The organism is Pseudomonas monachiensis (genome assembly GCF_047345015.1).
Classification (GTDB): Bacteria; Pseudomonadota; Gammaproteobacteria; order Pseudomonadales; family Pseudomonadaceae; genus Aquipseudomonas; species Aquipseudomonas monachiensis.
In genome coordinates this window covers 3,459,304-3,472,673 of record NZ_CP178857.1, presented here as the reverse complement: position 1 = coordinate 3,472,673, position 13,370 = coordinate 3,459,304, and the positions used below count along the sequence as shown (strand labels likewise).

Genomic DNA, 13,370 nt, shown 5'->3' with positions numbered 1-13,370 from the left:
GCCCGATGCCGCTCGCGTAACCCTTTCGACTTGTGTTGGCTGCAGGCCCCCCGGCCTGACGGTGGCCCGGCCGTGTGCCGCCGTTTTTCAGCCGCGATGAGGATATCGACATGTTTAACCTGGAGGCACTGGACCTGGCGCGCATGCAATTCGCGTTCACGGTTTCGTTCCACATCATCTTTCCCGCCATCACCATCGGGCTGGCCAGTTTTCTGGCGGTGCTCGAAGGGCTTTGGCTGAAGACCCACAACGACACCTACCGCGATCTCTACCATTTCTGGTCGAAGATTTTCGCCGTCAACTTCGGCATGGGCGTGGTCTCGGGGCTGGTCATGGCCTACGAGTTCGGCACCAACTGGAGCCGCTTCTCCGATTTCGCCGGCAGCATCACCGGGCCCTTGCTGACCTATGAAGTGCTCACGGCGTTCTTCCTCGAGGCCGGTTTCCTCGGGGTCATGCTGTTCGGCTGGAACCGGGTAGGGCGCGGCTTGCACTTCTTCTCGACGGTCATGGTCGCCATCGGCACGCTGATTTCGACCTTCTGGATTCTTGCCTCCAACAGCTGGATGCAAACGCCCCAGGGCTTCGAGATCGTCGACGGTCGGGTGATGCCGCTGGACTGGCTGGCCATCGTGTTCAACCCGTCGTTCCCGTACCGCCTGGCGCACATGGCGATCGCTGCATTCGTGGCCACGGCGTTCTTTGTCGGCTCGTCGGCGGCGTGGCACCTGCTGCGCGGCAACGACACCAAACAAGTGCGCAAGATGCTGTCGATGGCGTTGTGGATGGCCTTGATCGTCGCGCCGATCCAGGCCGTGGTCGGCGACGCTCATGGCTTGAACACCCTGGAACATCAGCCGGCAAAGATCGCGGCCATCGAAGGGCACTGGGAAAACAACGGCAGCGAAGCGACGCCGCTGGTGCTGTTTGGCATCCCCGACATGCAGGCCGAGAAGACCCGATATGCCATCGAGATTCCCTACCTGGGCAGCCTGATCCTGACCCACAGCCTCGACAAGCAGATCCCGGCGCTCAAGAGCTTCCCGAAAGAGGACCGGCCGAATGCGACGGTGGTCTTCTGGAGTTTCCGCGTCATGGCCGGGCTGGGCATGTTGATGGTGCTGGCCGGCGTGCTCGGCCTGGCCCTGCGCCGCAGCGGCGCCATCTACCGCAATCGCTGGTTCCTGCGCCTGATGTTGTGGATGGGGCCAAGTGGCCTGATCGCCATGCTGGCCGGGTGGATCACCACCGAAGTCGGGCGTCAGCCGTGGGTGGTGTATGGCCTGTTGCGTACCGCCGATGCCGCGTCCAATCACAGTGTCGCGCAGTTGAGCATCTCGCTGGCGCTGTTCGTGGTGATCTATTTCTCGGTGTTCACGGTGGGCATCGGCTACATGATGAAACTGGTCGGCAAAGGGCCGCAGCCGCATCACGGGCATGCCGTCGACGGGCATTCCGATCAGGTCATCACACCGCGCCGGCCGCTGTCCGCCGACGCTGAAATCCTCGAAACCGACGCCCGCGTCAATTGAAGGAAGGGAGTTGAGTCATGGGTATTCAAGGTATCGATTTATCGCTGATCTGGGGCGTGATCATCGCCTTCGGCGTGATGATGTACGTGATCATGGACGGCTTCGACCTGGGGTTGGGCATTCTGTTTCCGCTGATCCCGGATGCGCAGGAACGCGATGTGATGATGAACACCGTGGCACCGGTCTGGGACGGCAACGAGACCTGGCTGGTGCTGGGCGGCGCGGCGCTGTATGGCGCGTTCCCGCTGGCCTATTCGGTGATTCTGGAAGCGTTGTACCTGCCGCTGATCCTGATGCTGTGCGGCTTGATCTTTCGCGGCGTGGCCTTCGAGTTTCGTTTCAAGGCCAGCCCTGAAAAGCGGCATGTCTGGGACATGGCGTTCATCGGTGGTTCGCTGCTGGCAACCTTTTCCCAGGGTGTGGTGATCGGTGCCTACATTGCCGGCATCCCGGTGGTCGACCGCCAGTTCGCCGGTGGTTCGCTGGACTGGCTGGCGCCGTTTCCGCTGTTCTGCGGTGTCGGGCTGATCGTCGCTTATGCGCTGCTCGGCAGCACCTGGTTGCTGGTCAAGACCGAAGGCATGCTCGAATCGCGGATGCGCCTGTTCACCCGGCCCCTGGCCTGGCTGCTGTTGGCGGTGATCGGCGTGATCTGCGTATGGACGCCAATCCTGCATCCGGAAATCGCCACCCGCTGGTTTGCCCATGCGCACCTGGCGGTGTTCGGTGGCCTGGCGGTGCTGGCCTTGCTGGCGATGTTCGGCTTGCTCAAGACCCTGCGCCAACGCCACACCCATTGGCCGTTCGCCTTCACCCTGATGCTGGTGTTTCTCGGCTACATCGGCCTGGCGTTCAGCATCTGGCCGAACATCGTGCCGCCGTCGATCAGCCTGTGGGCAGCGGCGTCACCACCGACCAGCCAGTTGTTCATCCTGATCGGCGCACTGTTCATCCTGCCGATCATCCTGATGTACACGGTCTGGAGCTACTACGTGTTCCGCGGCAAAGTGAGGATTGGCGATGGCTACCATTGATTCCCGTGAACCAGCTCCGGCGCCTTGGTACAAACGCCTTGGGTGGCTGGTGTTGATCTGGCTGGGCAGTGTGGTTGCGTTGGGTGTGGTGGCGGGGGCGTTGCGGATGTTGATGCATGCGGCCGGGATGAGTAGCCACTGAGGTTCACTGCGAAAAAAGAAACCCGGAGCCCATGACAGGGCTTCGGGTTTTGTTGGGTAGGCGTTGTGATTTCTTCCAAAGCGGACTTGATTCTTCAGTCCTTTTCAATGGCTCTCTATGAAGTAGGCTGAAACCCTGAGTGCGATCAGGGAAAAAAACAAAACGAACAAAATAATCACCGGAATGATCAAAAGGTTCTTGTAGTGCCTTGGAAGGTCTTTCACTTCGCTGGCATCAATAACGCCCCTTCGAGCGCTGAGCGCGGGCATCATCAATACCATGGCAATAGCGCCACCGCGCATGACCTTGCCGACCAGGCCGCCAGCTGAAAATGCGTCTCTGGTGGTTTTTATAAAAGAGCAATTGGGTAGACGTTCTTCGATAGCGTCAACGTACTTGTGTGCGATGAAGGCGACAGCGAAACAAGTCAGTATCATCGGCGCCAGTATCAATCCGGCAATTAAACCTATCGGGATACTTGTCATTTTGTCACCTCGCCGTATAGAAACTCGCCAAGTTGCTCACTGAGCCCCAAACATCGCCGTCCAGTAAATCCCCGCATCGCTCTTCGGATCATTCGCATAGGCCGCGCCCAATTCGTTGAACTGAGGGTTCATCAGGTTGGCGCAGTGGCCGGGGCTGGTCAGCCAGCCTTCGACCACCTTGCGTACGCTGTCTTGCCCGGCGGCGATGTTTTCGCCGATCTGCTGGAAGTTGTAGCCGGCCAGTTCCGCGCGGTCACCCGGGGTGCGGCCGTCGCGGTCCTTGTGGTCGAAGAAGTTGTTGTTGGCCATGGAGCGGGAGTGGGTTTCGGCGGCCGTGCCCAGTATGGCGTTCCAGGCCAGCGGCGCGGTCGCATTGAAAGACTGGGTGCCGCATTGACGCGGCTTGGCCCGTGCTGCGTTGAGTTCGATGAGCAGCTTCTGGCCCTCGGTCTGCCAGTCGCCCAGGCGTGCGCTCAACAACGGTCGTGCCACGACGATGCGCCACTGATTGTCTTGGCGGCTGACGCCGACATCGACGAATTGCGGGTCGAGGACGATCTGGCAAAAACTCTCCTGGATCGCTTTCATCGCCGACGCCGCATCACGAGGTCCGGACAGGCTGATGGCCTGCACATTCTTCATGGGATATCCGGCAGTGGCCATGGCCTGCTGCAGATTACCGATGCTCGGGGCGGTCAGCACCAGGCGTGGGTCGGCCGACAGCGGCGGAAGTTCCGATGAAACCTGGCCGGCGCAGCGCTGCAGTTGGCTGCGATAGACGTTGATCGATTCGACCAATTGCGCTTCGTCGGCCGCCATGGCGTTGGCGGCGAATACCAGGCCCAGTGACACCCCGGCCAAGCGCATTGCGGATGAGATGAAACCCATGAATATCCCCTTGAGCAGATTGCGTCCATGATGCGCGAAGTTGGTCCATCCAGGACAACGGATTTATCCAGAGTGTAGTGGGGTGGGCGAAATCATTTCACTACTAGACTCAATCGAACCACTCACCGAGTGACACCGACCATGCGCTTCGACTGGATCGCCACCTGCCTCGCTCTGACGTTGATTGCCGGCCCGGTATTCGCTGCGGATCAAGCGCAAAAGCAGCAAGAGGCCGAGAACAAGGCCGAGGTGCTGGAACACAAAGCCGCCGAGAGCAACAACCCGGCACCGGCGCCCAAGGCAGAAGCCATTACCCCGTCAGAAGTCCAGGCCGTCGACCCGGCCGGCGCCGCGCCGCTGGATGATGCGATCACCTGCCTGGCCCGGTCCATTTACTGGGAAGCCAAGGGCAAGGACACCGCCGACATGGAGGCGGTGGCCAATGTGGTCATGAATCGCCTGGGCCACGAGGGCTTTCCGGACACGGTGTGCAAAGTGGTCAAGCAGGGTTCGCAGACCAAGAGTTGCCAGTTCTCCTGGTGGTGCGACGGCAAATCCGATTCGGTCCAGGAAGAGCTGCCTTACGCGATGGCCAAGGAAATCGCACGCAAGGCCCTGAACAAGGAACTGCCGGATCGCACCCGGGGTGCCTTGTATTTCCATGACCGTACCGTCAATCCGGACTGGGCCAGGCAATACATCAGGACCGTGGATATCGGCTTGTTCCGTTTTTACAAACCCCGTGGCGAGTCGGCCAGATAACCGGGGTGTTTTCGGCCAGATATTTTATTTTTCCGAGGTAGTGCGAGGCGTTATCCAAACTGAAATGTGTCTGTTTTATAAGCTTCATAACGCAACCGTGCGTGAATGACGCCATAAGCAGGGACTACACATGAAGTTGACGAGGGTCCGGATCAGTAACCTCGCGTCGATCGCGGCGCAGTCTCCGGCGCGTTTCCCATGACCGTCCTGGTCACCGGTGCGGCCGGTTTCATCGGCTTTCATACGGTCCAGCGCTTGTGCCGCGAGGGGCAGGAGGTCGTCGGTATCGACAACCTCAACGACTACTACGACGTGGAACTCAAGCACGCACGCCTCAAGGTGCTGGAGACGCTGCCGGGTTTTCGTTTCCGGAAAATGGACATCGTCGATAAGCCGGCCCTGATGAGCCTGTTTCAGGAGCACGCTTTTACCGAGGTGATACACCTGGCCGCCCAGGCCGGGGTGCGCTTCTCGCTGGACAACCCGGATGTCTATGGGCAATCGAATCTGGTGGGCTTCCTCAATGTGCTGGAAGCCTGTCGGCACCATCGCCCCGAGCACCTGATCTACGCCTCGAGCAGTTCGGTGTACGGCGCCAACAGCAAGCTGCCGTTCAGTGTCGAGGACCCGGTCGAACATCCCGTTTCGCTGTACGCCGCCAGCAAGCGCGCCAATGAACTGCTGGCCGAAAGTTACTGCCATCTGTATGGCCTGAAAGCCAGTGGCCTGCGCTTCTTTACCGTCTACGGCCCGTGGGGTCGCCCGGACATGGCGCTGTTCAAGTTCACTGACGCCATTCTCAAAGGCTTGCCAATCGACATCTACAACCAGGGGCAGATGTCCCGCGACTTCACCTATGTCGACGACATTGTCGAAGGGATCGCCCGACTGCGCCCAAGGCCTCCGGTGCCGGAAGGCTCGGTCGCCGGGGTCAACCGGCTCTTCAACATCGGTCGCGGCATGCCTGTGGCGTTGCTGGATTTCGTCGAGTGCCTGGAATCAGCCCTGGACCTGCAGGCCCGGCGCAACTACCTGCCGATGCAGGCCGGTGATGTGGTCAAGACCTGGGCCGATGTCTCGGCACTGGCCGAGCGGGTGGGCTTCAGCCCGCAGGTGACGCTGGAAACCGGCGTAAGAGCATTTGTGAAGTGGTATCGGCAGTTCTACCGGATTTGAAGCGTTCGCCTCTGATCTCGAAAAATCAAACAGGGCGAGAGAGACCCCATGAGCCAAGATATTTTTGTATCCGTACTGATTCCCGCCAGGAACGAATCAAACAACCTCAAGCCATTGCTGGAAGAGATCCGTGTGGCGCTGGCCGACGAGGCTTACGAAATCATCGTGGTCGACGATGGCAGCACCGACGCGACCCTGCAGGAGCTGCGGCAGATCCGCAACGACGGCTTGAACACCCTGCGCATCCTGCATCACGAGCGGTCGCTGGGACAGAGCACCTCGCTGTATCACGCGGCCCGTGAGGCTCGCGGGCAGTGGCTGGCGACGCTCGATGGCGACGGCCAGAACGACCCGGCGGACATTCCCGGCATGCTCGCGCTGGTGCGTGGCGAACCGGGCAAGGTCGACGTGCAACTGGTGGCCGGGCACCGGGTCAATCGCCGTGACACCGCGAGCAAACGCTACGCCTCGCGGTTCGCCAACAACCTGCGTCGGCGCCTGCTCAAGGACGCTACCCCGGACACCGGTTGCGGCCTGAAGCTGATCGAGCGTGCGGCATTCCTGCGCCTGCCGTACTTCGACCACATGCATCGCTACATTCCGGCGCTGATCCAGCGCCATAACGGACGCATGATCGTGCACCCGGTCAACCATCGGCCGCGCACGGCCGGAGTCTCGAAATACGGCAACCTCGACCGCGCGCTGGTCGGCATTCTTGACCTGATCGGTGTCTGGTGGCTGATCAAACGCACGCGCCTGCACACCCAGGCCCAGGAGCTCGAAGGATGATTCTGACCCGTGAAACCCTCTGGCTGCTGGTCGGCTTTGCCGGGCAGGCTGCCTTTACCGGGCGGTTTGTCTTGCAGTGGTTGTACAGCGAGTACAAGAAACGCAGCGTGATCCCGACCAACTTCTGGTACCTGAGCATCGTCGGCAGCACCTTGTTGCTCGCCTACGCCATTTACCGCCAGGACCCGGTGTTCATCGTCGGCCAGGCCTTTGGCTCTCTCGTCTATTTCCGCAACCTGCAATTGATTGCCAAAAGCCGAAGCGCAAAGGAATAAGCAATGCGTAGATCGTTGTCGCCCAGGGTCGAGTGCCTGGGCCTGATGCTGCTTGCCCTGTTGCTGATCGGCGCGGGAATGGGCCTGCGTCAGGCGCAGAATGTGGACGAAGAGCGTTTCCTCGGTGTCGCGCTGGAGATGTTGCAGAACGGCTCGTGGCTGATCCCGCACCGGGCCGCCGAGATCTATGGCGACAAGCCGCCGATTTTCATGTGGACGGTGGCGTTCTTCACCTGGCTGAGCGGCAAGCCCAACATCGCCCTTTATATCCCGGGGCTGTTTTCGGCGGTAACGGTCACGGCGATGGTCTATGACCTGGGGCGGCGCCTGTGGACCCAGCGTACCGGGCGCAACGCCGCGCTACTGTACCTGGCGACCTACCAGACCTACAGCATCCTGCGCACCGGTCAGATCGACAGCTTGCTGATTCTGTTCACCTCCCTGGGCCTGTACGGCCTGGCGCGACACCTGCTGCTGGGACCCGCGTGGCGCTGGTTCTACGCGGGCTGTGCGGCCATGGGCATTGGCGTGATCACCAAGGGCGTGGGCTTCCTGCCGGCGTTGTTGCTGATTCCTTACGCCTATGGGGTGCGCAAAGGCTGGCCCGGTGTGGTGGCGATGCCCGGCGAGGCGCGCAAGTGGTTGCTCGGGTTTGCACTGATGCTCGCGGCGATTGCGATCTGGCTGCTGCCCCTGGCCTTGTCCATCATCTTGGATGGCAGCGCAGACGAAGTGGCCTATGCGCGGGAGATTCTCCTGCGCCAGACGGCGGGCCGGTATGCCGCCGCGTGGCATCACCGCGAACCGTTCTGGTACTTCTTCACCAAGGTGATTCCGCAGTATTGGCTGCCGTTGGTGCTGGTGCTGCCATGGCTGGTGCCGGCCTGGCGCCGTCAGTTGCAAAAACGCGATGGCCGGGTGTTGGTGCTACTCGGTTGGGTGCTGCTGGTGGTGCTGTTCTTCTGCATCAGCACGGGCAAGCGCAAGTTGTACATCTACCCGGCGCTGCCCGGGCTGGTGCTGGTCGCCGCGCCGTTGGTCCCGTGGCTGCTCAAGCGCTGGTTCAAGCGTCACCCGCGTTTGCGTCGGGTGTTCCCGGCACTGGTGGCGACCTGGTTCGCGTTGTGGTTCGCCCGTGGTTTCATCGAACCGCTCAAGGACGGCACCAACGTTGATCAGGTGCTCATGACCCAGGCGGCGACCATGACCCAGGGCGCCGATCTGGTGCTGGTCAACTGGGAGGAGGGGCACTGGTTGTTCGCCCGGCAGCCGATCGTGCATTTCGGCATGGACAATTCGACCATCGAAAAGGCCGCGCTCTATTTGCGCGAACGCCCCAAGGCCTACGCTTTAGTGCCCGATGACGTACTCAACCAGTGCTTCAAGCCCGAAGCGGCCCGTGAGCTGGGGGGAAACGCCCGGGCGAACTGGTCGATCGTCGGCGCGGATGCCGACAACGGCAAATGCCTGCCGCAAGAGGCCGGCAAAGCCTATCGGTTTACCTGGAACGACCCGCATATGCCAGCGTTGCCTGCTCAGGTGGCCAATCCCTGAGGAACAAAAAGGGGCCGCTGTTCACTTAGGCGCGCTCTTGGATCGTGAGTACCTTTGTGGCGAGCGAGCTTGCTCGCGCTGGGCTGCGTAGCAGCCCCAAAAATCTGACAATCATTGCCGATTTTTGTGAGTGCTACGCACTCAAGCGGGAGCAAGCTCCCTCGCCACAGGTTTCTCTGATTCAAGACGCTCTTAAGTGAACAGCATTACGCTTGAACAAGCGGCCCTTTCTCTTCGTTTTTCGCCTGTCACTGACTGGCGTCCAGCACCACGCGGTAGCGCGCCTTGCCGCTGCGCAAATGATCGATGGCCTCGTTGATCCGGCTCATGGGAAACATCTCGACCTGCGGCACAATCTGGTGGCGTGCGCAGAACTCCAGCATGGTCGCGGTGTTGGCGGGCGAGCCGACCGGTGAGGCGGACATGGTTTTTTGCTGGGGAATCAGTTCGAACACGTGCATGGGGATGGCATCGGGCACGACGCCGACAAAGTGCAGGCGACCCTTGCCGCGCAGGGTGGCGAGCATGGCGCTCCAGTCGAGGTTGGCGTTGGCGGTGACCAGGAGAAAATCCAGGGTGCCGGCAATGGCATTGAGCGCATCGGTATCGGTCGAGGCGACCACCTTGTGCGCGCCCAGGCGCTTGGCTTCGTCCTGCTTGCTCAGCGATGAGGTGAACGCCGTGACTTCGCAGCCCCAGGCGTTGAGGAAGCGCAGCGCCAGGTGACCAAGACCGCCGATGCCCACCACGCCGACCCGGTCGGTGGGCTTGATGCCGAATTCCACCAGCGGGTTGAACACGGTGGAACCTGCACAGAACAACGGCCCGGCCATCGCCGGATCGAGCCCGGCCGGGATCGGCAGGGCCCAGGCCCAGTGCGAACGAATGCGGTCGGCAAAGCCGCCGTTGCTGCCGATGATGGTTGGTTGCACGGTGCGACACAGGTTATGGGAGCCTTCGATGCACGACGTGCAATGCATGCAACTGCCCTTGTACCAGCCGATGCCCACCCGTTGCCCCATTTCCAGGCCGCGCACCTGATCGCCCAGGCGTACGATACGGCCGACCACCTCGTGGCCGGGGATGAACGGGTAGTGGCTGATGCCCCAATCGTTGTCGATCAACGACTGGTCGGAGTGGCAGACGCCGCAATATTCCACGGCGACTTCCACCTCATCGTTGCCCAACGGACCGGGATCGTAGCTGTAGCGTTCCAGTGGCGCGCCCGCTGCGGTGGCGGCCCAGCCGGTAAAGGTGGTGAGTTCGCTGCTGTCGCTCATGGGATACCTCCAGATCAGAAGTCAGGGGTTTGGCCGCTTTGGTGCAGCGGCGCAGCGAGGAAAGTGTAGCGGGTTGCCGGCGTTCCATCGGGTGCGAGCCTGGAGACTGTTGATTTCAGCGTTACCTCAGATCTGCAGGTCAATCACGAAGGCCGCGTCGAAATCAGGGTTTTCGTTGATGCCATTCCTGGCATAGCCCCGGGGGTTGCAGACCACCCGGGTGTTGCCTACTCGATAGTCAAAGCTGCCATGGGTATGGCCATGCAGCCACAGTGCCGGCTGCCAGTCTTTGATCCGCGCTTCGAGGTCCGAGACAAAGCTTGAGTTGATCGGCGAACCGGCAAAGGTCGGGCTGATGCTCGACCGTGTCGGGGCGAAATGCGAGACCACCACCGTGGGTGTGCTGCTGTCGCGGCTGAAGCAGTCTTGCAGCCAGGCGACCGTCTGCAAAAATACCAGCTGGGAAATGGCCGGTGTGAACAGGTCCGGAAAGTCGGGGGCGATCTTGATGTGGCTGAAGTCACGGATCAGCCGGGTCGCCAGATCGATGCCCAGCGCCCGATCATCCGGGCTGTCGAGCAGGCGATAGTCAGACCACAAGGTGCAACCGAGAAAGCGCACGCCGTCGTGGACGTACTCCGAGCGTTCCAGTACGTGGATCCGGGTGCCTTGCGCCAGACTGTTCAATTGTTCGTAGGTGGTGACCAGGTCACTGCCATAGAACTCGTGATTGCCCGCCACATACAACAGTGGAACCGGGCAGGCTCTGGCCCACTCGATGGCCTTGGCCGGCCGTGCTATGTCCCCGGCGAGCACGACGATATCGGCCTCCACGGCGGGAAAGGGGATCGCATTGACGGACAGGTGCATGTCGGACAGCAAGGCGATGCGCATGGATCAACTCCGGCGTGTCTTGAAGGGCGGGCCATTCAAGTTACGCGTTGATAACCCGTCGTCACAAGCCTGCTCCCACAGTTTGATCGTCAGTGAATGCCAATCCCGCGGCTGGCCACAATCCCTGTGGGAGCGGGCTTGCCCGCGAAGAGGCCGGCACATTCAACAGAGATATTGCCTGACCCACCGCAATCGCGAGCAAGCCCGCTCCCACAGTTTTGATCTTCAGTGAACGCTAATCCCCCGGCCGGCCACAGTTGACCTGTTTACTTCAAATACCACCCCCACGGCTGGTCACTGACGTACTCGGTCACCTGCTTGACCTCCAGGTAATTGTGCAGCCCCCACTGGCCCAGTTCCCGGCCAATGCCGCTGTGTTTCATCCCGCCCCAGGGGGCTTCGACGAAGGTCGGTTGCGAGCAGTTGACCCAGACGATCCCGGCGCGCAGTTGGTTGGCGACCCGGGCGGTGCGCTGCAAGTCGGTGCTCATCACCGCGGCGGCCAGGCCGAAGCGGCTGGCGTTGGCCATTTGCACTGCTTGCTCTTCGGTCTTGAAGCGCTTGATGCACAGCACCGGGCCGAACACTTCTTCGCGCCACAGAATGCTGCTGTGTCCCGGCTCGTCGAAGATTGCCGGCTCAATGAAATACCCTTCGGCCAGATGCGCCGGTCGCCGTCCGCCGGTGAGCAAACGGGCGCCGCTGGCCAGGCCCTGATCGATGAAACCGAGCACCTTGTCGTACTGGCCCTGGCTGACCAGCGGCCCGAGCAGCACGCCGGGCTGCATGCCGGGACCGATGCTGATCTTGCGGGTTTCTTCCACCAGCCGTTCGGTCAGGCGCGGGGCGATGCGTTCCTGCACCAACAGGCGTGATGTGGCGCTGCACACCTGACCCTGGTTCCAGAAAATCCCGAACAGAATCCACTCCACGGCGGCGTCGACATCAGCATCATCAAACACGATGAAGGCTGACTTGCCCCCCAGTTCCAGGCTGATGTTCTTGATGTCCCGCGCCGCCACCGACATGATTTTCGCCCCGGTGGGCACGCTGCCGGTGAACGCCAGTTTGTCCACCCCCGGATGCTCGGTGAGCGGGCTGCCGGCGTCGGCGCCAAGGCCCGTGACCAGATTCAACACCCCGGCGGGCAAGCCGATGCGGTCGGCGGCAGCGGCCAGTTCCAGGGCGGTCAGCGGCGTCAGTTCGGACGGTTTCAACACCACCGTGGCCCCGGCGGCCAAGGCTGGCGCGACCTTCCACGCGGCCATCAGCAGCGGGTAGTTCCAGGGAATGATCTGCCCGGCCACGCCAATCGGCTCGTGGCGGAGGCGGCAGCGAAAGCGCTCATCCGGCAACGCCAGCGGTTGGTCCTGTTGCTGATCCAGCTCACGGGCCAAACCGGCGTAGTACCGGAAGCAACCAATCGCATCACCAATGTCCCACTGTGCTTCGGGCAAGGGTTTGCCGTTGTCACGGACTTCCAGTTCCGCCAGCGCCTGCTGGCTACTTTCCAGTTCATCGGCTAGCGCCTCCAGCCATTGCGCTCGCTCGGTGCCACTGGTCTGGCCCCAGCCATTGTCGAAGGCACGCCGGGCCGCACGCACGGCATGGTCGACATCTTCTTCAGTGCCCGCCGCGACTCGGTGGAAGACTTGTTCGGTGGCCGGATCGATCACGTCCAGATAGCCGCCCAGGTCCGGGCTGACCCATTCGCCGTTGATGTAGAGCTGATCACGCATGGTGCGACTCCTGGACGCCGGTGCGGCGATTTTGCAGATGGCGGGAAGTGAACAGCAGGGCCAGCGACACACAGATGATCACCGTGGAAATGGCGTTGATCTCTGGCGTCACGCCGCGGCGGATGGAGGAAAAGATGTAGATCGGCAGCGTCGTTTCGGAACCGGCGACGAAGAACGCGATGATGAAATCGTCGAAGCTGAAGGTGAACGCCAGCAGGAAGCCGGCCATGATCGCCGGACTGATCTGCGGCAGGGTCACTCGCCAGAAGGTGTCCATCGGTGGCGCGTAGAGGTCCGCCGAGGCTTCGAGCAAGGCCTTGTCCAGGGAATCGACACGGCTGCGCACGATCACCATCACCAGGGCCATGGTGAACAGCGAATGCGCGGCGATCACCGTAAAGAACCCCATGTTCAACTTCGGCACCGTCGGCAGCCAACTCGCCAACAACGGGTTGATCAGGTCGAACAGGCTGATGAAGGCGATCAGTGTCGAGATGCCGATGACGATGCCCGGCACGATGATCGCGCAGTAGGTCAGGGCATCGAACAGCAGGCGTACCTTGGCACCGCAGCGCTGCAAGCCGAACACCGCCAGGGTGCCGAACAGCGAGGCGATCACCGCCGAACTCAACGCGATCAGCGCGCTGTTGCCCAGGGCTTCCATGATGAACGGGTTGCCGAACGCGGTGGCGAACCATTGTACCGAGCAGCACTGGAACGCCAGGCCACTGCGCCCGGCGTTGAAGCTGAACAGCACGATCAAGGCAATCGGCGCGTAGAGAAACAGGTACAGCGAAGTCGAATAGCTGCGCAACCACAT

General features: G+C 61.5%; 14 protein-coding genes. 8 read left to right on the top strand and 6 right to left on the bottom strand.

Annotation, left to right across the window (positions count from 1 at the left end):
• The first annotated feature begins 110 nt into the window (after positions 1 to 110).
• Genes ACMDB8_RS15415 through ACMDB8_RS15405 form a run of 3 tightly spaced genes read left to right on the top strand, consistent with a single transcriptional unit; the run spans position 111 to position 2,708 of the window.
• Positions 111 to 1,532 (top strand): cytochrome ubiquinol oxidase subunit I, encoded by a 1,422-nt coding sequence (locus tag ACMDB8_RS15415; protein WP_056728101.1) that lies wholly within the window; start codon positions 111 to 113, stop codon positions 1,530 to 1,532.
• A gap of 17 nt (positions 1,533 to 1,549) precedes the next feature.
• On the top strand, positions 1,550 to 2,566 hold the full coding sequence (gene cydB / locus ACMDB8_RS15410; protein WP_409078748.1) for a cytochrome d ubiquinol oxidase subunit II: 1,017 nt from the start codon (positions 1,550 to 1,552) through the stop codon (positions 2,564 to 2,566).
• The gene (locus tag ACMDB8_RS15405) at positions 2,553 to 2,708 is read left to right on the top strand and encodes a DUF2474 domain-containing protein (RefSeq protein ID WP_007992893.1); all 156 of its coding nucleotides are present in this window, start codon (positions 2,553 to 2,555) and stop codon (positions 2,706 to 2,708) included. Before cydB ends, ACMDB8_RS15405 begins: the two co-directional genes overlap by 14 nt.
• A gap of 104 nt (positions 2,709 to 2,812) precedes the next feature.
• Here ACMDB8_RS15405 and ACMDB8_RS15400 read toward each other — a convergent pair whose 3' ends face one another.
• Together ACMDB8_RS15400 and ACMDB8_RS15395 are read right to left on the bottom strand one after the other, a co-directional pair.
• Positions 2,813 to 3,193 carry a hypothetical protein gene (locus tag ACMDB8_RS15400; RefSeq protein WP_056727910.1) on the bottom strand — a complete coding sequence of 127 codons (381 nt, stop codon included), beginning with the start codon at positions 3,191 to 3,193 and terminating at the stop codon, positions 2,813 to 2,815.
• A gap of 36 nt (positions 3,194 to 3,229) precedes the next feature.
• Complete coding sequence (locus tag ACMDB8_RS15395) at positions 3,230 to 4,081, bottom strand: CAP domain-containing protein (protein WP_409078749.1); 852 nt, start codon at positions 4,079 to 4,081, stop codon at positions 3,230 to 3,232.
• 141 nt (positions 4,082 to 4,222) lie between these two features.
• On the opposite strand from ACMDB8_RS15395, the gene ACMDB8_RS15390 reads away from it, so the two are divergent.
• From ACMDB8_RS15390 to ACMDB8_RS15370, 5 genes are all read left to right on the top strand, one after another.
• On the top strand, positions 4,223 to 4,843 hold the full coding sequence (locus tag ACMDB8_RS15390; RefSeq protein ID WP_409078750.1) for a cell wall hydrolase: 621 nt from the start codon (positions 4,223 to 4,225) through the stop codon (positions 4,841 to 4,843).
• Positions 4,844 to 5,041: 198 nt separating this feature from the next.
• Positions 5,042 to 6,019, top strand: a complete 978-nt coding sequence (locus ACMDB8_RS15385; RefSeq protein ID WP_056727901.1) for an NAD-dependent epimerase — start codon at positions 5,042 to 5,044, stop codon at positions 6,017 to 6,019.
• Between the two features lie 48 nt (positions 6,020 to 6,067).
• On the top strand, positions 6,068 to 6,808 hold the full coding sequence (locus tag ACMDB8_RS15380) for a glycosyltransferase family 2 protein (protein WP_056727899.1): 741 nt from the start codon (positions 6,068 to 6,070) through the stop codon (positions 6,806 to 6,808).
• Positions 6,805 to 7,083 (top strand): lipid-A-disaccharide synthase N-terminal domain-containing protein, encoded by a 279-nt coding sequence (locus ACMDB8_RS15375; RefSeq protein WP_095945709.1) that lies wholly within the window; start codon positions 6,805 to 6,807, stop codon positions 7,081 to 7,083. Before ACMDB8_RS15380 ends, ACMDB8_RS15375 begins: the two co-directional genes overlap by 4 nt.
• A 3-nt stretch (positions 7,084 to 7,086) precedes the next feature.
• The gene (locus tag ACMDB8_RS15370) at positions 7,087 to 8,637 is read left to right on the top strand and encodes an ArnT family glycosyltransferase (RefSeq protein WP_409078751.1); all 1,551 of its coding nucleotides are present in this window, start codon (positions 7,087 to 7,089) and stop codon (positions 8,635 to 8,637) included.
• 248 nt (positions 8,638 to 8,885) lie between these two features.
• Here the strand turns inward: ACMDB8_RS15370 and ahr are convergent, their stop codons facing one another.
• From ahr to ACMDB8_RS15350, 4 genes are all read right to left on the bottom strand, one after another.
• Positions 8,886 to 9,917, bottom strand: coding sequence for an NADPH-dependent aldehyde reductase Ahr (ahr, locus tag ACMDB8_RS15365; RefSeq protein WP_056727894.1), 1,032 nt, complete (start codon positions 9,915 to 9,917; stop codon positions 8,886 to 8,888).
• A 126-nt stretch (positions 9,918 to 10,043) separates the two neighbouring features.
• Positions 10,044 to 10,811: a metallophosphoesterase gene (locus tag ACMDB8_RS15360; RefSeq protein WP_409078752.1), complete on the bottom strand. Its 768-nt coding sequence runs from the start codon at positions 10,809 to 10,811 to the stop codon at positions 10,044 to 10,046.
• A gap of 266 nt (positions 10,812 to 11,077) precedes the next feature.
• Entirely contained in the window at positions 11,078 to 12,550 is a 1,473-nt protein-coding gene (locus ACMDB8_RS15355; protein ID WP_223542622.1) for an aldehyde dehydrogenase family protein, read from the bottom strand.
• Positions 12,543 to 13,370 (bottom strand): ABC transporter permease, encoded by an 828-nt coding sequence (locus ACMDB8_RS15350; RefSeq protein WP_223542621.1) that lies wholly within the window; start codon positions 13,368 to 13,370, stop codon positions 12,543 to 12,545. Before ACMDB8_RS15350 ends, ACMDB8_RS15355 begins: the two co-directional genes overlap by 8 nt.